At 70.6% G+C, this 19,955-nt stretch carries 16 protein-coding genes and 1 tRNA gene; 10 read left to right on the forward strand and 7 right to left on the reverse strand.

The window, feature by feature from the left end:
- Window positions 1-41 precede the first annotated feature (41 nt).
- Both VHU88_08595 and VHU88_08600 read right to left on the reverse strand, forming a co-directional pair.
- A complete protein-coding gene (locus VHU88_08595; protein ID HEX3611729.1) occupies window positions 42-2,717 on the reverse strand; it encodes a CDP-glycerol glycerophosphotransferase family protein in 2,676 nt (891 codons plus the stop codon).
- Between the two features lie 107 nt (window positions 2,718-2,824).
- Window positions 2,825-5,395 (reverse strand): glycosyltransferase, encoded by a 2,571-nt coding sequence (locus VHU88_08600; GenBank protein HEX3611730.1) that lies wholly within the window; start codon window positions 5,393-5,395, stop codon window positions 2,825-2,827.
- A 55-nt stretch (window positions 5,396-5,450) separates the two neighbouring features.
- Here VHU88_08600 and VHU88_08605 point away from each other — a divergent pair, with 55 nt between their 5' ends.
- The 10 genes from VHU88_08605 (at window position 5,451) to VHU88_08650 (ending at window position 12,771) form a co-directional block, all read left to right on the forward strand.
- Window positions 5,451-7,100: a DUF885 domain-containing protein gene (locus VHU88_08605; protein HEX3611731.1), complete on the forward strand. Its 1,650-nt coding sequence runs from the start codon at window positions 5,451-5,453 to the stop codon at window positions 7,098-7,100.
- Window positions 7,101-7,145: 45 nt separating this feature from the next.
- Complete coding sequence (gene eno / locus VHU88_08610; GenBank protein ID HEX3611732.1) at window positions 7,146-8,432, forward strand: phosphopyruvate hydratase; 1,287 nt, start codon at window positions 7,146-7,148, stop codon at window positions 8,430-8,432.
- Between the two features lie 7 nt (window positions 8,433-8,439).
- Window positions 8,440-9,015 (forward strand): septum formation initiator family protein, encoded by a 576-nt coding sequence (locus VHU88_08615; protein HEX3611733.1) that lies wholly within the window; start codon window positions 8,440-8,442, stop codon window positions 9,013-9,015.
- Entirely contained in the window at window positions 9,005-9,541 is a 537-nt protein-coding gene (locus VHU88_08620; protein HEX3611734.1) for a DUF501 domain-containing protein, read from the forward strand. Before VHU88_08615 ends, VHU88_08620 begins: the two co-directional genes overlap by 11 nt.
- Window positions 9,538-10,458: an exopolyphosphatase gene (locus VHU88_08625; GenBank protein ID HEX3611735.1), complete on the forward strand. Its 921-nt coding sequence runs from the start codon at window positions 9,538-9,540 to the stop codon at window positions 10,456-10,458. The genes VHU88_08620 and VHU88_08625 overlap by 4 nt, the downstream gene beginning before the upstream one ends.
- 4 nt (window positions 10,459-10,462) lie before the next feature.
- On the forward strand, window positions 10,463-11,254 hold the full coding sequence (locus VHU88_08630) for a uracil-DNA glycosylase (protein ID HEX3611736.1): 792 nt from the start codon (window positions 10,463-10,465) through the stop codon (window positions 11,252-11,254).
- A 150-nt stretch (window positions 11,255-11,404) separates the two neighbouring features.
- Window positions 11,405-11,836, forward strand: a complete 432-nt coding sequence (locus tag VHU88_08635) for a cupredoxin domain-containing protein (GenBank protein ID HEX3611737.1) — start codon at window positions 11,405-11,407, stop codon at window positions 11,834-11,836.
- Window positions 11,837-11,887: 51 nt separating this feature from the next.
- A tRNA-Leu gene (locus VHU88_08640) sits at window positions 11,888-11,971 on the forward strand.
- Window positions 11,972-12,175: 204 nt separating this feature from the next.
- The gene (locus VHU88_08645) at window positions 12,176-12,406 is read left to right on the forward strand and encodes a DUF433 domain-containing protein (GenBank protein ID HEX3611738.1); all 231 of its coding nucleotides are present in this window, start codon (window positions 12,176-12,178) and stop codon (window positions 12,404-12,406) included.
- Window positions 12,403-12,771 (forward strand): DUF5615 family PIN-like protein, encoded by a 369-nt coding sequence (locus tag VHU88_08650; GenBank protein ID HEX3611739.1) that lies wholly within the window; start codon window positions 12,403-12,405, stop codon window positions 12,769-12,771. The genes VHU88_08645 and VHU88_08650 overlap by 4 nt, the downstream gene beginning before the upstream one ends.
- A 13-nt stretch (window positions 12,772-12,784) precedes the next feature.
- On the opposite strand, the gene VHU88_08655 is transcribed toward VHU88_08650, so the two are convergent.
- The 5 genes from VHU88_08655 to VHU88_08675 all read right to left on the reverse strand — a co-directional run.
- Entirely contained in the window at window positions 12,785-13,957 is a 1,173-nt protein-coding gene (locus VHU88_08655) for a tyrosine-type recombinase/integrase (protein ID HEX3611740.1), read from the reverse strand.
- A 76-nt stretch (window positions 13,958-14,033) separates the two neighbouring features.
- The gene (locus VHU88_08660) at window positions 14,034-14,216 is read right to left on the reverse strand and encodes an excisionase family DNA-binding protein (protein ID HEX3611741.1); all 183 of its coding nucleotides are present in this window, start codon (window positions 14,214-14,216) and stop codon (window positions 14,034-14,036) included.
- Window positions 14,217-14,221: 5 nt separating this feature from the next.
- Window positions 14,222-17,332: a MobF family relaxase gene (gene mobF / locus VHU88_08665; protein HEX3611742.1), complete on the reverse strand. Its 3,111-nt coding sequence runs from the start codon at window positions 17,330-17,332 to the stop codon at window positions 14,222-14,224.
- A gap of 629 nt (window positions 17,333-17,961) precedes the next feature.
- Window positions 17,962-19,539 carry an MFS transporter gene (locus VHU88_08670; GenBank protein HEX3611743.1) on the reverse strand — a complete coding sequence of 526 codons (1,578 nt, stop codon included), beginning with the start codon at window positions 19,537-19,539 and terminating at the stop codon, window positions 17,962-17,964.
- 194 nt (window positions 19,540-19,733) lie between these two features.
- Window positions 19,734-19,955: hypothetical protein (locus VHU88_08675; protein ID HEX3611744.1), on the reverse strand; the 222-nt coding region annotated here is incomplete at its 5' end.

Below are 19,955 nucleotides of genomic sequence, written 5' to 3' on the forward strand. Positions count from 1 at the left end.
TTTGGGCTTTCGGACTTCGCGATGCTGCAACCGTGCAGCGCTCAGACCTCGACGTACATCTCCGCCGCGGTCGGCGGTCGCTCGAGCGCCAGGATCCGCTGCACCGTCCGCTCGCAGCACTGCCCATCGCGGTATTCGAAGGTCCGCTCGATCCGCGCCAGGTGTTCCGGTGCCGGAGTCCCGCCGTTCTCGATCAGGGCGATGATCGAATCGAGCGCTGATTCGGCGTCCGGGCAGACCGGCCCGAAGCCGTGCTCCGGATAGCTCCAGTATCCCTTCGTGTAAACGTGATTCCCGTAGAACTCCTCCATGTCGAACTGGTAGTAGACGACCGGCCGATCGATGTAAGCCGCGTCGAAGGCCAGCGACGAGAAGTCGGTGACCAGCGCGACGGCGCCGGCGAGCAGCTCCTGAATATCCACGTCGGCAAACCGTGAAACGCTGATCTCGGCGGGCAGCGGACTGTCGGCCGCGTACTCCTCCATGTTCGGGTGCATCACCATCTTGATGCTCACGCCGTGTGCCTCGGCGGCCTTGCGGAGTCGGTCGGACTCCAGGACCGCACGCCAGCCCTGCATGAACTCGCTCTCCCAGAAGCCCTGGATGCGGGACCGTTTGTTGCCGCTCTTGCTGCGCTCGCCGACCAGGTGCCAACGCCACGTGGGCATGAAGACCAGCGTTTTGCGCTGCTCCGGCGCGGCCGCCCGGCCGAGCTTGCGCAGCCGGTCGTGGCGCGGCAACCCGGTCAGCGCGATCTCCAGCGAGGAGTAGCGGTAGCGGTTGCCTGCACCGGCGATCGACTCGTACTCGTCGCGGGTGCTGGTCAGGAACAGGTCCAGTGGCTTGGGGTTCAGCCACGTCGACAGGTCGTCCTTGATGACCCCGTGCTGCAGGAACGAGAAGTTCCACGTGGAGTGGCCGTAGCGCTTGGTGCTCAGCGGTTTGACGACGTACCCGTCGGCGTGCGACGAGACCAGGTGCCGGCAGTTCAGCAGCGCCAGCTTGTGCTTCGGGCTGCCGTGCTCGAGCAGCCGGAACCCCTCCGCGGAAAGGCGATCCCAGTCGATGCTGTCGCGGTTGAGCACGAACCAGGCGTTGATCTCCGGCTGCTCGGCACGCAGGTGCCGATAGAGGTGCTCGGCGTTGTCCTGCGCGGCTGTGTCGCGGTCCATGAGCACCCAGGCGTTCGCGAACTGCTTGCGCACCGGCGGAGTGGCCGACAGTCGCAGCACCGCCTGGTCGGCCAGGATGCTGCGCGCCACCGGCACGGCCCGCGGCGCCCGCCGCTTCAGGTCGCGCAACGTGCCTTCGATCCGGCGTCGCCGGTCGGCCAGCTTGGTGGGGATCGTCGAGCGCGAACCACTCGGCGGGGCCTGCCCGGCGAGTTCCCGCCAGGTCCGGTCCGGCGCGGCCTCGAAGCTGTCGTTGCCCACCTGACCGACCTCGATGCGGATCGGGTGACCGTCCAGTGACAGCGAAACCGTGTCGGTGGCCGGGAACCAGATGATCCGCTCGTGGGCCAGGGGCCGCCCGAGGAACTGGATCAGTCGCGTGGTGGCGTGCCGGGGGACGACCCGCCGTCCGTTCGCCCGGAAGTCCTCGACAGGCAGCTGCGTGCCGAAGTAGTAACGCAACCGGGCCAGGCGGCGCCGGGAGTCGATCCGGTCGACGGTGGCGTACGGGGTCCGGTGCTCCCCGCCCTTGCTGTGTTCAGCAGTCTTGGCGAGCATCAGCGCGGCGGCCATGTCGACGCGGAACCCGTTGATCTGGCTCGCGAACGTCTGGATGTAGTCGTCGTCGAGGTACTCGACGACCTCCGCCAGCGTGCGGTGGAACTCCGCGGCGATCGGCGCCGGCACCCAGGCGGTGCGGTTCGGCACGGCCTGCTCGAAGCGGAAGTACCACTGCAACTCGTAGAGCACGACGTGCTGCGTCCAGTGCGGCACCCGGCCGCGCTCGGCTTTCACCGTCTGGAGCAGATCGAGCCAGCCGTAGCGGGGCTGCGCGGTGTACTTCTCCTCGCGGCTCCACGCCGTCTGGACCAGCGACGAATCGTCGGCCCGGCGCCGGTACAGGTAGTGGGCATCGCCGCACAGGGCGATCTTCGGGCGCTCGAAACCGGCCAGGTAACGCCCCGTCAGGTGGCCGTCCTCGAAGGTCGGGACGACCCGGCTGTCGAACTTCAGGCCGCGCTCGCGCAGCACCGACATCCGGTAGAAGCCGGTGTTCGTGGCCAGGTGGATCATCCGCGGCTCGGACTCGAGGTCGACGATCCGGTTGCCGTCCTCGAACCGGTAGTTCAACGGGTGGTGCTGCCGGCGCCCGGTGGCCTCGTTGAACCACACGATCCGGGAGACCACCAGGTCGACCTCGGCGGCCTGCGGCGAGGCCAGGAAGCGGCGGATCTCGCCGCAGTAGCCGTCCATCAGCATGTCGTCCGGGTCCCAGAACGTGGCCCACTGCCCGCGAGCGTGCTCCAGTCCGGCGTTGCGGGCCCCGCCCGCCCCGGTGTTCGCCTGCCGGATCAACTTCGCGTCGGCACCCGAACGGGCGATCCACTCCTCGATCCGAGCCGCTGTGTCGTCTGTCGACCCGTCGTCGACGAAGATCAGTTCGTACCCGGTGAGCCCGTCGATCTGCTCGTCCAACGAGGTGAGGAACTCGCCCAGCCAGGAAGAGACGTTGTAACTGGCCAGGATCACCGAGACCGTGGGCAAAGCGTTCCTCCTCGACGGGTGCCGTACAGGGTAACGATCGACGCAGGCAGCCGGCCCGAGATGAACAATCGGGCCGCCGTGGCGTCGGCACGCCGCGACGAAGGGACCTAGTGGTAGACCGCCTGCGCCGGTCGGCCCGCGGCGCGGACAGCCTCGACAACGCGCTCGCAGCAGCGGCCGTCGGCGAACTCCGCCTGGCCGGCTCGTGTCGGCGGGCCCGACTCGAGCAGCGTCACCAGGGCCTCGACCGTGGCCTCCGGGTCGGTCAGGACGGCGCCGAAGCTCTCGTCCAGCGCGGTGCGGCCGGGCGCGAGACCGGGGATCGGAGCGCTCGGGAACCGGCACAGCACGACGCGGCGGCCCAGGTAGGCCGCGTCGTGGCGCAACGTGGAGTGGTCGGTGACCAGAACGGCGCAAGTGATCGGCAGGCCGGAGGGTGCGGCCGGGTCGAGGCGGTGCACGGTCACGCTGCCCGGCACGCTCAGCGCGCCGGCCTCCTCGGGGTGCACCAGCACGGCCAGGTCGTGACCCGTCGCCGCGGCCGCCTTCTGCAGTCGCTCGGAACCCAGGATCGCGCTCCAGGACGCCGCTGTTGCCGGGTCGAGGAAACTCGCGGGCGTGAGCCACGGGACCGCCGGCGCGGCCGGCACGAACAGCACCGTGCGCCGCGCGGCCGGGTCGAGCGCTCGGTCGGCGGCCAGCAGGGCGTCGTGCCGCGGCCGCCCGACCGGGACGACCTCCAGCGTGGTGTGCCGGTAGCGGGACCCGTCGGCGGTGATCGAGTCGGCCTCGGCGCGGGTGGCGACCAGCGTCAGGTCGGCGGCCCGCTCGTTGAGCCAATTCGCGAGGTCGAGGTCGAACGTGAGCGGCGGCAGGAACGTCCAGCGCCAGCGCCGGGCCCCGAACCGCTTGCGGTCCAGGGGATTGACCGTCGACTCGTCGCCGTTGCCCGAGATCACCTGGGCGGCGTTGAGCAGGGCCATCCGGTGGCGGTTGCCGCGGTGCTCGAGCAGCCGGAAGCCGGCCGCGGCCAGGCGGTCCCAGTCCGCGCTGTCGCGGCGCAGCACGAACCAGGCGTTGATCTCCGGGTGGTTCGCGACCAAGTGCCGGTACAGGTGTTCGGCGTCGCCGCCGGCCCGCTTGGTGTCGTCCATCAGCAGCCAGGCGTCGGTGAAGGCCTTCCGGGCCGGCGGGGCCGAGGACATCCGCCGCGCCAGCAGGTCCTCGGCCCTCTGCCTGGCGGCCGCGCGGGCCTTGGGCAGCCGACGCTTGAACTCCCGCGCCTTGTGCAGCAGCTCGCGCTGCAGGCTGCGCGAGGACTTGGCCGCGCCGGCCGGCAGCGGCGCCGCGCGCTCGGCCAGCACCGGCCAGGTGCGATCAGGGGTGGCGTCGTGGTGCGGGTGCTCCACCGGGCCGACGCGGACGGGCAGGCGGACCCCGTCGACGCGGACCGCGACGGTATCGGTGGCGCCGACCCACGCGATGCGCTCGGTCGCCATCGCCCGGCCCAGCAGTTCGATGCTGCGGGTCTTGGCGTGTCGCGGCTCGACGGCGCGCCCGGCGACCTCGAACACCTCGGCGGTGTCGGGGTTGTCGGAGTAGTAGCGCAGCCGCGCCACCTGGCGGGCCTTGTCGATCTGATCCACCGTCACATGCATGGGCGGCCGCCGGAGGCCCTTGGCACCGACCAGCAGTGCCGGGATCAGGTCCGGGGGCGTGTCCGAGGCGGAGTGCGCGAACCGCTCGATGTGCTCCGGCTCGAGCAGCGCGGCGACCTCGCCGAGGATCTCGTGGAACTGGGCGGACAACTCCGGGGAGACCCAGGCGGTTCGGCTCGGCACCATCAGTTCGGAGCGGTAGTACCAACTGATCTCGTACAGGACCATGTACTGCGCCCAGGCCGGGATCCGGCCCAGGTCGGACTGCACCGATTGCAGCAGGTCCAGCCAGCCGTAGCGGGGCTGGGCCAGGTATTTGACGTCCTTCTGCCAGCCGGCCTGAACCAGCGAGGAGAGGTCCGCCCGCCGCCGGTAGAGATAACGGGCCCGGGCCCGCACGGCGACCCGCGCGCGGCCGGCCGCACCGAGGTAACGGCCCGTCAGATGCCCGTCCTCGAAGGTCGGCACGACACGGTGGTCGAACACCAGACCGTGCTCGGCCAGCAAGGCGGTCCGGTAGAAGGCGGTATTGGCCGCCAGGTGGAACGCGTCGGGTTCGGTCTCCAGGTCGATGATCCGGTCGCCGCGGTTGAACCGGTGGTCCAGCGGGTGGGTGCTGCGCCGGCCGGTGGCCTCGGCGAACTTCACCAGCCGACCGACGACCAGGTCGACCGAGTCCGCGGCCGGGGACTCGACGAACTCGCGGATCTCGGTGGCATATGGCGGCGACAGCTTGTCGTCCGGGTCCCAGAACGTCACCCACTCACCGGTGGCGACCGCGAGGCCGGCGTTGCGGGCCGAGGACAGCCCGCCGTTCGGCTTGCTCACCAGTCGGGCATCAGCCGACGAGCCGGAGATCCACGCCGCGATCGTCTGCGCGGAGTCGTCCGGCGACCCGTCGTCGACGAAGATCAGCTCGTACCCGGCGAGCCGGCCGGCCTGCGCGTCGAGCGAGCCGAGGAACTCGGGCAGCCAACGGGCCACGTTGTAGGTGGGGACGACGACGGAGACCTTCGGCAACGCGGCAACTCCAAACTGGCGAATCGGCCGGCGAAGGCCACGATAACCTCCGGCGATGACCCAACAGGGCGACGCGCACTTCCCGGGACTGGCCGCTGACGTCATCGACGACTACCTGGCCGCCGACCCGGTCGCCGCGACGTCGCTCGGCGACCACCGGCACGACCACCGGCTGCCCGAACCGGGTGCGGCGGCGCGGGCCGTGGAGGCCGCCGGATGGCGGGCGCGGCTCGCCCAGTTGGACGCCCTCGACGTTGCCGAACTCGAGCTCGGCGAGCAGGTCGACCACGCGATCCTGCGCAACCGGATCGCCGCCCGCCTGTTCAGCCTCGACGAGCTCACCGAGTACCGGTGGAACCCGCTGGTGGCCAACCCGGGCACCGCGATCCACCTGCTGCTGGCTCGCGATTTCGCGCCGCTGCCCGAGCGCCTGCGGGCCGTCGGCGGGCGGTTGGCGGCGATCCCGGCCAGCTTGGCCTCGGCCCGGGCCGACGCCGAGGACCTGCCCGAGGTGCACGTGTCCACCGCGGTCGGGCAGTTCACCGGCACGCGCACCCTGCTGGCCACCGAGCTCGAGCGGGCCCTGCGCCGCGCCGAGGCCGTCCGATCCGAGGTCGAACCCGCGCTGGAGGCCGCCACCGCCGCGCTCGACGAGCACATCGCGTGGCTCACCGAGCGGCAGGACGACGCCGTCGGCGACCCCCGTCTGGGCCCTGAGCTCTACGCCCGCAAGCTGCGGCTGACCCTGGACACCGCCGACACCCCCGACGCCGTGCTGGCGGCCGCGGAAGCCCAACTCGAACTGGTGAGCGAGCAGATCGCCGAGGCGGCGTCGCGGATCGCGGGTGCCCCGTCGCACCCGGGCCAGGTGCGCGAGGTGCTCGACGCGTTGGCCGCCGACGCCCCCGACGACGACTCGATCGTGGCGCTGGCCGAGCAGACCCTGACCGAGACCACGAAGTTCGTCGCCGCCCATGACCTGGTCACGATCCACGACGACCCGGTCGAGATCGTCGTGATGCCGGAGATCCACCGTGGCGTGGCCGTCGCCTACTGCGACCCGCCCGGGCCGCTGGAGACCGCGTCGCTGCCCACCTTCTACGCGATCTCACCGACCCCCGCGGACTGGTCCCCGGACCGGGTCGCCTCGTTCTTCCGCGAGTACAACGTGCACATGGTCCGCAACCTGACCATCCACGAGGCCATGCCGGGCCACGTCCTGCAACTCGCGCACGACCGCCGCCAGCGCACGAGCACCCGCGTCCGGTCGACGTTCTGGTCCGGCGTGTTCGTCGAGGGCTGGGCGGTCTACGCCGAGGAACTGATGACCCGTCACGGCTTCGGCGGCGACGCGGTGCGCATGCAGCAGTTGAAGATGCAGCTTCGGATGACGATCAACGCGATCCTCGACGTCCGGGTGCACACCCGCGGGATGACCCGCGAGGAGGCCATGCACCTGATGGTCGAGCGCGGACACCAGGAGGAGGGCGAGGCCGTCGGCAAGTGGCGGCGCGCGCTGCTGACGTCGACCCAGCTCTCGACCTACTTCGTCGGCTACCTGGCTGTCCGCGACACCGTCGGTGACCTGGCGGCGGTCCGGCCGGGCGCGAGCATCCGGGAGTTGCACGACGCGGTGCTGGCCCACGGCTCGCCACCGCCGCGGCACCTGCGGCGGTTGCTCGGAGTGGCGTCCGCCTCTCGGTAGGGTGGTCGGCGCCCGTGTCGATCGAACGACTGTAAGGAGCCCGGGGTGGCCACGATCGAGGACATCGGCGCCCGCGAGATCCTGGACTCGCGCGGCAACCCAACCGTCGAGGTCGAGGTGGTCCTCGACGACGGCACGGTGGGTCGGGCCGCGGTCCCCTCCGGCGCCTCGACCGGCGCGTTCGAGGCGGTGGAACGGCGCGACGGCGACCCCGGGCGCTACGGCGGCAAGGGCGTGCAGGACGCGGTCGAGGCCGTCAACAGCCCGGAGATGGAAGAACTGCTCATCGGGTTCCCGGCCGCCGAACAGCGGCTGCTCGACCAGGAGCTGATCGGGCTCGACGGCACGCCGGACAAGTCCGGGCTCGGTGCAAACGCGATCCTCGGGATCAGCCTGGCCGTGGCCCGAGCGGCCGCGGCGAGCGCCGGCCTGCCGCTGTTCCGCTACGTCGGCGGCCCGACCGCTCATCTGCTGCCGGTGCCGATGATGAACATCCTCAACGGCGGCGCCCACGCGGACACCGGCGTCGACATCCAGGAGTTCATGATCGCCCCCATCGGGGCCGGCTCGTTCGCCGACGCTCTGCGCTGGGGCGCGGAGACCTACCACTGCCTGAAGGCCGTGCTGAAGGCCCAGGGTCTGGCCACCGGGCTGGGCGACGAAGGCGGTTTCGCCCCCGACCTGCCGAGCAACCGCGACGCCCTCGACCTGATCATCCGCGCGATCGAGCAGGCCGGCTTCACTCTCGGCAGCGACATCGTGCTCGCACTCGACGTCGCCGCGACCGAGTTCCACAAGGACGGCGCCTACAACTTCGAGGGCAGCTCCCGTAGCGCCGAGCAGATGTCGGACTACTACGCGAGCCTGCTCGACGCCTACCCGTTGGTGTCGATCGAGGACCCGTTGGACGAGGAGGACTGGGCCGGCTGGCAGGCGCTGACCGAGCGCGTCGGACGGCGGGTCCAGTTGGTCGGCGACGACCTGTTCGTCACCAACCCGAAGCGCCTGGCCCGCGGCATAGCCGAGGACTGCGCCAACGCGCTGTTGGTGAAGGTCAACCAGATCGGCACGCTCACCGAGACATTGGACGCCGTCTCGCTGGCCCACCGCAGCGGCTACCGGGCGATGATGAGCCACCGCTCGGGGGAGACCGAGGACACCACCATCGCCGACCTGGCCGTCGCCACCGACTGCGGGCAGATCAAGACCGGTGCCCCGGCCCGCTCCGAGCGGGTCGCGAAGTACAACCAACTGCTGCGCATCGAGGAGGAACTCGACGACGCCGCGCGCTACGCCGGTGCCGCCGCCTTCCCTCGGTTCACCGCGAACTGAGCCTGCGATGAAGGTGCCTCGCCGCAGCCGCGTCCCGCGGTCGACCGCCCGCGACCGGGCGCGTCCGGCCGCGAGCCGCGGCGAGAGCCGTCCGGCCCGACGCGGGATCCGCGGCCGGGTGCCGGCCACCGCCGAACCGGTGGTCGACCCGGTGGCGCTGCTCGAGGTCCGCAGCAGCCCGTTCACCCGGCGGGCCGCGGTGTTCGCCTCGGTGCTGGTGCTGACCGCGTTCTCCGTCGCGTTCCCGGTCCAGCGCTACCTGGCGCAACGCAAGCATGTCGCCGAACTGCGCGCGCAGGTGGTCAACGGGGCAACGCAGGTCGCCCAGTTGAAGAAGGAGAACGAGCTTCGCTCGCAGAACTTCTACGTCGAGCGGGAGGCGCGCCTGCGGTTGCATTACGTGATGCCGGGCGAGGAGGCCTTCCGGGTCAGCGACCCGCCGCCCGCGGCGGGTTCGCCGGACGCCGCGGCCGCCGTGGCGGCCGGGACCTGGTGGGGTCGGTTCATGCAGTCCGTCGCGACCGCGGCCACCCCGGTCGAGCACCCGCCGACCGGGATGCGCCGGGATCCTCGTGGCCGCTGAGCGGACCGGGGTACTCGGTCCGGTGCCCTCGCGGGTCGACCTGGCCGACGTCAGCAGGCAGTTGGGCCGCCCGGTGCGCGACGTGGACTCGGTCGCCCACCGTTGCCCGTGCGGAATGCCCGACGTGGTCGCCACCGCACCCCGGTTGTCCGACGGAACCCCGTTCCCGACGACGTTCTACCTGACCTGCCCGCGGCTGTCCTCGGCGTTGGGCACGTTGGAGGCCGGCGGTCTGATGGCGCGGATGACCGCGCTGCTGGCGCAGGTCCCGGAACTGGCGCAGGCCCATCATGCCGCGCACGCCGACTATCTGACGCGACGTCAGCAGTTGGGCGACGTCCCGGAGACGACCGACATCTCGGCCGGCGGCATGCCGGAACGGGTCAAGTGCCTGCACGCGCTCGCGGCGCACTCGCTGGCGGCCGGGCCCGGTGTGAACTTGTTCGGCGACGAGGCGGTGGCGCAGGTGAACGGGTGGTGGCTGGTGGAGCCGTGCAGCACGCGGTGGACGGGGGAGCGGGCTTGACCCGAATCGCTGCGATCGACTGCGGCACGAATTCGATCCGGTTGCTGATCGCCGACTCGGTCGAGGACGGCGCGTTGATCGACGTCGACCGGCAGATGCAGATCGTGCGCCTCGGGCAGGGCGTCGACGCGACCGGTCGGCTGGCGCCGGAGGCGTTGGCGCGGACGTTCCACGCGGCGCGCGGCTACGCGGCGGCGATCGCGGCCGCGGGGGTCGCGCGAGTCCGGGTCGTGGCGACCAGCGCCACCCGCGACGCCGCCAACCGCGACGAGTTCACCGCCGCGATGACCGAGATCTTCGGCGTCGTCCCGGAGGTCGTGCCCGGCGAGGTCGAAGCCGCACTGTCGTTCACCGGCGCCACCGCCGGATTGGACGCCGCGGGCATCGGCGCGCCGTATCTGGTCATCGATATCGGCGGGGGGTCCACCGAGTTCGTCCTGGGCAGCACCGGCCCGGAGGCGGCGCGGTCGGTCGACGTCGGCTGTGTCCGGATGCTGGAACGGCACCTGCGTACCGACCCGCCCACGGCTGAGCAGGTGGCGGCCGCGGTGGCGGATGTGGACGCCGCGATCGCCGACGCCGTCCGGGCTGTGCCGGTGGGCCAGGCCCGCTCGATCATCGGCGTGGCCGGGACCGTCACCACGGTCACCGCGCTCGCCCTGGACCTGCCGACCTACGACGCGGCGAAGATCCACCAGGCTCGCATTCCGGCGTCCCGCATCCACGAGGTGGCGGCCCAGCTGCTGGCCTCGACCCGGGAGCAACGCGCGGGGATGGGACCGGTGCATCCGGGCCGGGTCGACACGATCCCCGCGGGCGCGCTGGTCCTCGACCGGGTCGTGACCGCTCTCGGTGAGGCGGACCTGATCGCCTCGGAGCACGACATCCTCGACGGCATCGCACGTTCGCTGTTGTGAAGCCATGAAACCGGCCTGCGTCGCTCCCGGCACAGGATGGCCCGAGGATCCGGCGCGCCCGGACACCCCGGTCGCAGGCACCGGTGCCGAGGTCGCGGCCCTGGCTGCCTCGGCACCGGACCTTGCTGAACTGACGGCGCGTCAGTCCGTCTGCCGGGCCTGCCCACGGCTGGTGGAGTGGCGCGAGCAGGTGGCCGTCGAGAAGCGCCGTTCCTATGCGTCCGAGGCCTACTGGGGCCGACCGATCGCCGGGTGGGGTTCGGAGTCGCCGCGGTTGCTGCTGGTCGGCCTGGCGCCGGCCGCGCACGGCGGCAACCGCACCGGCCGCATCTTCACCGGGGACCGCAGCGGGGACTTTCTGTTCGCTTCCCTGTATCGGACGGGCTGGGCGGCCCTGCCCACGTCGGTTCGCGCCGGCGACGGCCAGCGTTTGCCGGCTGCCCGGATGGCCGCGGCGGTCCGCTGCGCCCCACCGGCCAACGCGCCGACCCCGGCCGAACGCGACACCTGCCGGCCCTGGCTGGATCGCGAGATCGGGTTCCTGCTCCCCTCTCTGCGGGTCGTGGTGGCCCTCGGGGGCTTCGGCTGGGCCGCCACGCTGGTCTCGCTGGCCGGCGCGGGTCTGGTGGTTCCGCGGCCGTTGCCCAAGTTCGGGCACGGCGCGGAGGTTGACCTCGGCGGCGTCCGACTGCTCGGCTGTTTCCACCCCAGCCAGCAGAACACGTTCACCGGACGGCTGACCGAGCCGATGATCGACGCGCTGCTCGTGCGGGCCCGGGAGATCGCCGATGCCTGACGGTCGGTCCCGCGTTGGTCCGGGTCAGCACTGACGTCGAGATGCCCGACCTTCGAGCCGGCTGAGAGAAACAAGCTCAACCAATGCTGTTCGCCGGCCCACACCGCTAACGTTTACGGGTTCGGTCAACGACGCAGGGGGAGTCAACCGGTGGACGCAGCGGTATCGGGCCACGCCCGCGGATGGCGCGCCGTTCGCGTCGGCGCGGTGCTCACGCTCGTCGGCACGGGCCTGGCGGCCTGCGGCACCGGCAACACGGCCGGCGCCACCACCCCGCCGGTCCCCACCCCGACCCACGCCGAGACCCCAGCCGGCCCGGCGCAGCCGTCGGGCCCCCCGACCGCGACCATCAAGAACAACCTCATCACCCCCTCGACCCTCGCGGTCTCGACGGGCGCGACCATCGAGATAGTCAACAAGGACTCGGTCGCGCACAACCTCGAGGACAAGGTCCACCGCCTCTACAACGGCGACGTCCCGGCCAAGGGCAAGGAAGAACTGACCGCCCCGGCCAACCCCGGGACCTACGACTTCTTCGACCCGCGCCATCCGACCGCCAAGCTGACGCTCACGGTCAGCTGACCCGGCGTCAGCCGCACTGCCCGCCGCGGGCGCTACCGTGGTAGCTACCCCGCCCGGGTGGTGTAACCGGCAGCCACGGCGAGCTTAAACCTCGCTTCCCGCAAGGGAGTACGGGTTCGATCCCCGTCCCGGGCACCGTCTGACCTGCATGAATCCCGACGGGCGCCACGCAACGAGCCGCCGCGGTCAGCCAGCGGTTGCAGTTGTGGTTGCAGTTGTTTCGCCGGCCGCAGGCGCCCACCGGTATCTGTGGGCGTCCGTCGGGGACCGGCGGGCTGACCCGACTCGGACGTGCGCCAGCGCTGCGGGAGGCCAGGCGAGCGGGCGTATCCTGCAGTCATGGCCTTCGACCGGATCAGCCGGGACTCGAACATCATGGCCGGCGTGCCGTGCATAAAGGGCACCCGGATCCCGGTAGCGACCGTCGTGGCGTACGTGGCCGAGGGCCAAACGCCGGAGGACATTGCCCGGGACTTCCCGCAACTCACCGTCGCTGACGTTGCGGAGGCGTTGACCTTCGCCGCCGAGACCCTGCGCGAGCGCGAGATCCCGCTCAGCATCGGCGGGTGAAGCTCCTCCTCGACGAGTGCCTGCATCCGCAGGTTGGGCGCTTGCTCGTTGAGATCGGCCACGACGTGGCCACGATCGCGGGCCTGGGCATGGTCGGCGCTGGCGACCCTGATGTTCTCGCGGTGGCTGGTCAGCAGGATCGCGTCCTGGTCACCCTGGACACCGATTTCGGTGCGCTGCTCGCCCGGACGTCCGCGACCCTTCCCAGCGTGCTGCTCATCCGGCGCCGGGACCACCGCCCACACGCGATCGTGGCGGTCGTTGTCGATGTACTTTCCACGTGCGGCGATGCGCTCAGCTCCGGTGCGCTGGCGGTGGTCGGCGAGCGAACGGTGCGCGTGCGAGAGCTGCCGCTCTCGACGTAAGAGCGGGAGCTGCTCAATCCCATAGCGTCCGGCCCATTCGCTCGGCGGCCTGACGGGCCAGGAAGTCAGTGACGTGGGTGTAGCGCTGGGTCACGGCGAGGGTGGAGTGGCCGAGGATCTGCTGCACGACGCGGATGTCCACCCCCTGCTCCAGGAGCAGGGTCGCCGCGGTGTGTCGGGCGTCGTGCAGGCGAGCGTTGCGGACGCCGGCGGTTTCGAGAAGCCGCTTCCACTCCTCCCAGTCCTGACGCGTCTGGATGGGGCTCCCGTTGGGCTGGCTGAAGACCAGGTCCAAGTCCTGCCAGATGTCGCCGGCGGTGGCCCGCGCTATGGACTGGGTTTCGCGGTGGGCGAGGAGCTGGTCGAGCAGTGGTTCAGGTATCACGATCGTGCGCGCCGCGCCGCCTTTCGGCTCCCGGAAGACCCACTCTCCACCCGTGCGCTGCTCGCAGTGTTGCGCATGTCTGGTGCAGCCGGCGGCGCAGCCCGAGCGGTGGCGCGGCTTGGCGCAGGCCTCGACGTCCTCGCAGCCGTGGCGGTATTCGGTCCGCTTGAGCTGGAACACCCGAACCTCACCCCGCTCGAAGTCGATGTGCTGCCACCGCAGGCCGAGTGCTTCGGCCTGACGTAGTCCGAGAGCCAGCGCCACTGACCACCTGGCGCCGTTCGGGGTTCCGACCGCACTCGCGAGGATCTTCTGGGCATCTGTGACGGACAGCGGGGACATCACCGGGCTCCGATGGGTCGGTGGGTCGACCAAGGAGGCGGCGTTGCGCCCGACGACTCCACGCCGCATCGCCATTCGGTAGGCGCGGTTGATCAGCTGATGCACCATCAGCACGCTCTTGCTGGACAGCCCCTCTGCCGCCAGCTCGAGGTACAGGGCGTCGAGGTGCTCGGGTCGCAGCCGATCGAGGCGGTGCGCGCCGATGCGCGGAATGATCCAGTGCTCGACCTTCGGCCGGTAGGCCGTCTCGATCGTGGATTCGCTGGCGGTGCGCGGCGCGATGGTGTCCAACCACGTACGCATCCACTCTGCGACGGTGGGCGTCCGGCCACCGGGGCCGATCTGGCCTTTGTCCCGGAGCTGCTCCAGCTCGCGGACCTTGGCGGTGATCTGGGCCTTGGTCAGAGCCCGCCGATGGCGCCGGTCAGGCGTGCCGTCCGGTTGTACTCCTACGGTCACCCAACCGTGCCAGGACCCGTCCACTCCGCGGTAGATCGACGACCGACCGTTGGCGCTGCGCGGCATTGGTCCGCGTTCAGGCCGACGCGGCGGTCTCGATGCTGCGCACGAACTCGTGCACCGCATCGATCGGGATCCGCCGCGCGCGTCCGATCTTGATCGAGCGCAGGGTTCCTGCGTCGAGGAGTTCGTAGATCTTGGTGCGCCCGATGGCCAGGGCATGGGCGGCGTCATCGACTGTAAGCAGAACGGTGGTCATCGGGGTCAGCCTCCGGGGGTGATGGTTCGTCCGTCACCCCTTATGTGTGCGCGTTGGGGCTCGAGACCGCCGTAGCTCGCTGCTGTCCGGCTCGTCAACGATTTGCGGGCGGCGAGGAGCGCGTTGATCTCGTCGAGTGCGCGCCTCGTTTCTTCACCGCTCGCGGGGTCCGCGGCGATGGTCTCGCGTACTGCCCGGAGGTGTCCTGGGGACCATGCGGCGTTCTGGCGGTCGCGCAGCGTCGCGGTTGCGGAGAGTTCGGCGCCGTCGGAGGCCAGGACGTTCTCCATGATCTGACGGGCGTTCAGTTCGCGGTCGTGCTTCTGGTGGTCCTCTGTGTCCCAAGAGCGGTCTGTGCGGATGTAGGCGTGGTTTGCTTCGCGGCCGCGGGACATGGCGACGTAGAGGGCTTGGCGGTTCATCGATGCGGTGACGATGGTGTGCGCGGTGTCGATGGTCGCGCCTTGGGCACGGTGGATTGTGCTGGCGTAGCCGAGTTCGACGTGGTAAGCGACGTAACGGGCGGGCAATCGCACCGGTCGGGGGAGGTGTTCCCTGCTGCGCGCCCCGGCACCCGTCGGGCGTTGCGCCGTGTTTTCGTCAGTTCGTGGGGTGGCGTCGATGCTGCCGTCGGGGTAGACGGCGGTGATGGTCCAGCCGGCCCCGTTGCGGATGTATCCGCCGCCGGGGATGGGAATTCGCCGGTCGTTCTGTCGGGTGGTGATCCAGTCCCCGGGGGCGCAGCTGGTCCCGTCATGCAGTGTGGCTTCGGTTCCGTGGACCTGGCCCCCCGCGAGTCGATCGGTTCGGGCGCGCATGTTGAGGACCTTGACGGTGTTGCGGTCCTGGGCCAGGAGCAGTGACGTGCGCCCGGCGGCGTTGTCTGCCTGCCAGGCCCGGTAGGCGTCCTCGGCGACCGCGTCGGTATCTCCTTCGTGCAACCGGCCCTGGGTTGCGTAGGTGTCGAGGATGGCGGGGTCGCCGGTGCGTAGGGCGCGGGTGGCGTCTGCTTCCCAGCGGTGGCGGAACCTCCACAGGGCGTGCAGGGCGTTGACCGTGCCGCGTTCTGTGGTGGTTTCGGCCAGGAGCGCGAACGCGCCTCCGGCTTCGACGGCGCCGAGTTGGTGGTGGTCCCCGACCAGGAGGAGTTTCGCCCCGGCCCGTTGCACGTGGCCTCGTACTGCGTCGAGGTGAGAGGTGGCGGCCAGGGACGCCTCGTCGATGATCACGAGCGTCCCGGGGCGCAGTGGGGGGCGGCTGGAAAGGGTCTCGGTAGTCGTCGCGGCCCTCGGCGGGGGGGATTGCTGGTTGTGGTCGTGGAGCCACTTGCTAGTGGTCTCGCATGGGATGCGTAGCGCGAGGGCGAGTTCGAACGCCGCCGCAGCGGACGGGGCCAGACCGATGACGCTGCCGGACCCGTGGGCGCGTTGCCAGAGGTTCGTCAGGGTCGCGAGGGTGCGGGTCTTGCCCGTTCCGGCCGGACCGACTAGGACGTCCAAACGACGGGCGGAGGTGGCGATGCCGGTGATCGCGGCGTGCTGGTCTGCGGCCAGGCGTTGGCCCGGCATCTGCCGGTTCAGTGCGTCAAGGAGGGTGCTCGGGATGACGGGTGCGTTGGTCTCGTCCAGTGCGGCGAGCAGGCGCGCCTCGGCGTCCAGCACCGCAGTGGTCGTGAACACCGCCGCATCGGTGCGGTCGAACACGCTGGTGGCGTCGACCCGGCGGAGGCGCGCAGGGGTGTGGAACAACGCTGGCGGATCCAGAGGCAGACAGGCGGCGACGGCGTGGTCCACGACCTGGTCCAACAGTTCGAGGCGCGCTTTCGGTGTGGGCAGGCGTAGGTGGCGGGTGGCGCGGGCAGCCTCGGCGAGCAGGTTAGCCTTCGTCCAGGTGGATCGGCGGACCTGAATGTCCGTCAGAACAGCGCTGGCAAGCATCTCGGCAATACCCGCAGCGGGCACCGGCGGGCGTCGGCGGCCGGTGACGGCGGCAGCGACGGTGACGTCCGGGCTCGTACCGGTCAGGGCGTGCGCGGTTGCGCGCCAGGAGCGGCGCAGTTCGGGCAGCGGGCGGATCTCCTTGTCGGGCCGGGTCGCCAACGTCGCCTGCTGGCGCAGTCGAAGCATCTGCACCCGCGATGGCTCGCGCCCGTGCGCCGCGGTGAACTCGGCGACCATGTCGTCGAGCTCGGTGCCGACCTGGGCCGCCCGGCTGGAGAACGCCGCGAGGAGCTCGTCGTTGATGCCGTCGATCTCGAAACCCGCCGTGCGACGGGGACCGCGGTCGCGGTGCGCCCAGCTGACCGGGAGGAGCGCGGCGAGGGCGTCGGCGAACAGGTCGTCATAGACCTCCGACAGGGCGACCGCGCTGCGGTAGAGGACCTGGGCATCGACAGAGCGCCAGATCCCGTCGGGTCCCTGGACTTTGTTCGCGATCACCAGGTGGGTGTGCAGGTTCGGGTCCCCGGTGCGGGTGTCGTAGTGATCGAACGCTGCCGCGATCAACCCTCGGGTGGCGACCTGCATGCACGAGTTTGTTCCGGTGCGGGTGAACAAGAACCTGTCCTCGATCAACTCGACGACGGCGGCGATCGCCTGTCGGTGCGCCCCGACCACGTCCGCCCGGACGTTCTTATCGCCCAGGGCCCACAGCACGCTGGCGGACTTGGGTACCGTGAAGGTCAGGTCGTACCCGGCAACCGCGTGCCGGTTCGGCGTCGCCGCGACCCGCGCCTCTATTCCCGCGACCGCGGCTTCCCGCCCGGGCGCTGACAAGGTTGTCGGCAACCCGGCGACCGCCTCGGAGATCCGTTGCGCGGTGGTCTTGTAGACCGGGTACGGGCGCCCCAACTGCTCACCCGTCACCGGGTTGTGGCCGGTCCCGTAGAGGGCCGCCATCGCTTCCTCGGTCACCACCGCGCCGGGCGCCAGCACCGGAACCGCGGCGGCGCCGGAGAGCCCGTTCAGGCCGCTGCCGAGCCAGCGGCCCGGCGGGTTCCCGCTCGCTGCGTAATAGCCCACCAAAGGCTCACCGGCCGCGCGCGCAACGTCCCCGGCCCCGATGTTCTGCAACAAATACCGGTAGCCGGCGCCCGCCGACAACCGCGCCAACGACATCATCACAGCCGCCCAGGGCGGGTGGCCTGCTCATCCCCCATGCCCTACATGTGTGCCGGTCGACGGGCCCAGATCGACCCGACCTCGTGCGAGCAAGACGAGTACGCGTTGGCGATCTTCGATGGCGGCGTGTCGGGGCCTGAGAATGGTGGTCGGGTTGCAGGCCGGTGGGTGGTTGCGGCCGGGAGCCGTTCGTCTGACTGTGCGTCAGGGTGCGTCCCTGTCTGTGGACGTCCGGGGTGGTGCGGGGAGGTCCGGGATCGTGGCCGCATCCTGATGGGGTGTCGTCCGGCGACGTCGCTATCACTCTGGTGCTGCGGTTCGAGCCCGTAGAGCGAGTCTGACGCGGGGTCTCCGGGAACGTCGGATTGTTGCCGTTATCGAGCACGTGGGTCTGTGTCCATCTCAAGGAATCCCTCCGGGCGGCACCCGGTCGCGCCATTCCGGTTCGGCCGGACGCCGGACCAGCGAGGTGCACGGATGGACGTGGTGGTTGAACGGGTCGCAGGGTTGGACATCGGCAAGGCCTCGATGACGGTGTGCGTGCGCACCCCGGGGCCGGGGAGTTCGCGCACGAACGAGGTGCGTACCTACTCCACGATGACTGAGCCGGTCAGGGGATGTGATGGTCAGTCAGATTCACCGAGGCGCACGAAAGCCGGGGCGACGGTGAGCGGCTTGTCATGGATCGGGGTGACGCCGGGGTCTGCGACCGGGTGCTCGGTCTCCGCCTCGGGCACCCGGGGGTGAGCGGGGAGGAAGGCCAGGGCGAGCAATGCGCCGAGGAGGCAGACGCCGGAGGCGACGAGGCTGCCGGCGGCCAGGCCGTCGAGGAATCCGTCCTGTGCCGTGACGGCGAGGGAGGGGTCGCCCAGTTTCCGGGCGAGGACGTTGGCGGCGCCGGCCGACGAGCGGGCGATCTGCAGAATCTGCGGGTCGTGGATGCTGTCGGCGAGCCGGTCGCGGTAGATCGAGGCGGCGACGCTGCCGACGACGGCGATGCCGAGCGTGCCGCCGAGTTCGCGAGTGGCGTCGTTGACGGCGGAGCCGATCCCCGCCTTGGCAGCGGGGACGACGCCCATGATGGCCTCGGTGGCCGGGGCGCTGGTGAATCCCATGCCGACGCCGATCACGATCATCTGGGCGGCGATCGTGCTGTAGGTGGTCGCGCCGTCGACCGTCGCCACCCAGGCGAAGCCGCCGCACATGATGACCAGCCCCGAGACGACAACGAGCTTGGTACCGAGTCGTACGGCGAGGACGGTTCCCAGCAGGGAGCTCACGGCGACCGAGAGCGCCACGGGGATCTGGCGGAACCCGGCTTCCAGCACTCCCCAGCCGAGCACGAACTGGAAGTACTGGCCGATGAGGAACACGAAGCCGAGCAGACCGAAGAAGGACAGCGTGACCGCGCCGGAGGCGGCGGTGAATCGCATGTTGGTGAACAGGCGCACGTCGAGCATCGGCTGAGGGACGTGCGTCTCCCAGATCGCGAACGCGACGAACAGGCAGGTCGCGGCCCCGAAGTCGGCGAGGCTGGCCGCCGATCCCCAGCCCCGATCCGGTGCCTGGATGATCGCGTAGACCCACATCCCCAGTGCGAGGGTGCTCAGCAGCAGGCCCGGGTAGTCCAGGCGCGGGACCCCCGGGTCCCGGCTGTCGGGAACGAAGAACACGGCCAGCACCAACGTCAGGACCGCAACCCCGGCGCAGAACGAGAATGCCGCGCCCCACGCCGACGCCTCGGCCAGCGCACCTCCGACGATCGGACCGAGCGCGACCGAGATTCCGGTGGACGCACCCCACAGTCCGATCGCCTTGGCCCGCTCGGCCCGGTCGGGGAAGGCATTGGAGATGATCGACAACGTCGTCGGGAACACCGCGGCCGCTCCCAGGCCGGCCAGCGCCCGCCACGCGATGAGCACGTCGGCGTTCGTCGCGAACGCGGACATCGTCGACGCGAACGCGTAGATGGCCAGGCCTGCGATCAGTGCGCCCTTACGGCCGAAGCGGTCCGAGAGTGAACCGCCCACGAGCACCAGTGCGGCGAAGACGAGGTTGAACCCGTCCACGATCCAGAGCAGGTCCTCGGTGGAGGCGTCGATCTCGCGGGTCAGCGTCGGAAGCAGAACGTTCACGATCGAGCTCGCGACCATCACGGTGAACACCGCGAGGCAGGCAACGGTCAGCGTGAGCCACCGGTTCACGGGGCGCCCGGGCTTCGCGGGGGAGTCGATTCCGGAGGAGGCGCCCGTCACGAGGGCCCCGGGGGAGCTGTCTGCATGGTGGTTCCTTCGATTGTGGGCATGACTTTGTCGCGCAGGTCTTGGGGATGGAGGGGCCCGCAGAACCCGACGTGCTGCTACGGCAAGACGATGGACAGGATCGAGTGATCCGATGATCAGTTGGCTGGTACTGGCTCGGTGTGGCCGTGGAGAGCCTTCTCGACGTCGGCGGCGACCAGATAGTTGTTGAGCGCGACGGCGGCGGCGGACCCGGCGGCCGCGGCGTTGATCAGCTGGGCGGTGTGGTCCACGACGTTGCCGGGCGCCCACACGCCGTCGATGCTGGTGCGACCGGTGCGGTCGGTGGCGACCCAGCCCTCGTCATTGAGTTCGCAGCC

The sequence above is a fragment of the Sporichthyaceae bacterium genome (assembly GCA_036269075.1).
Classification (GTDB): Bacteria; Actinomycetota; Actinomycetes; order Sporichthyales; family Sporichthyaceae; genus DASQPJ01.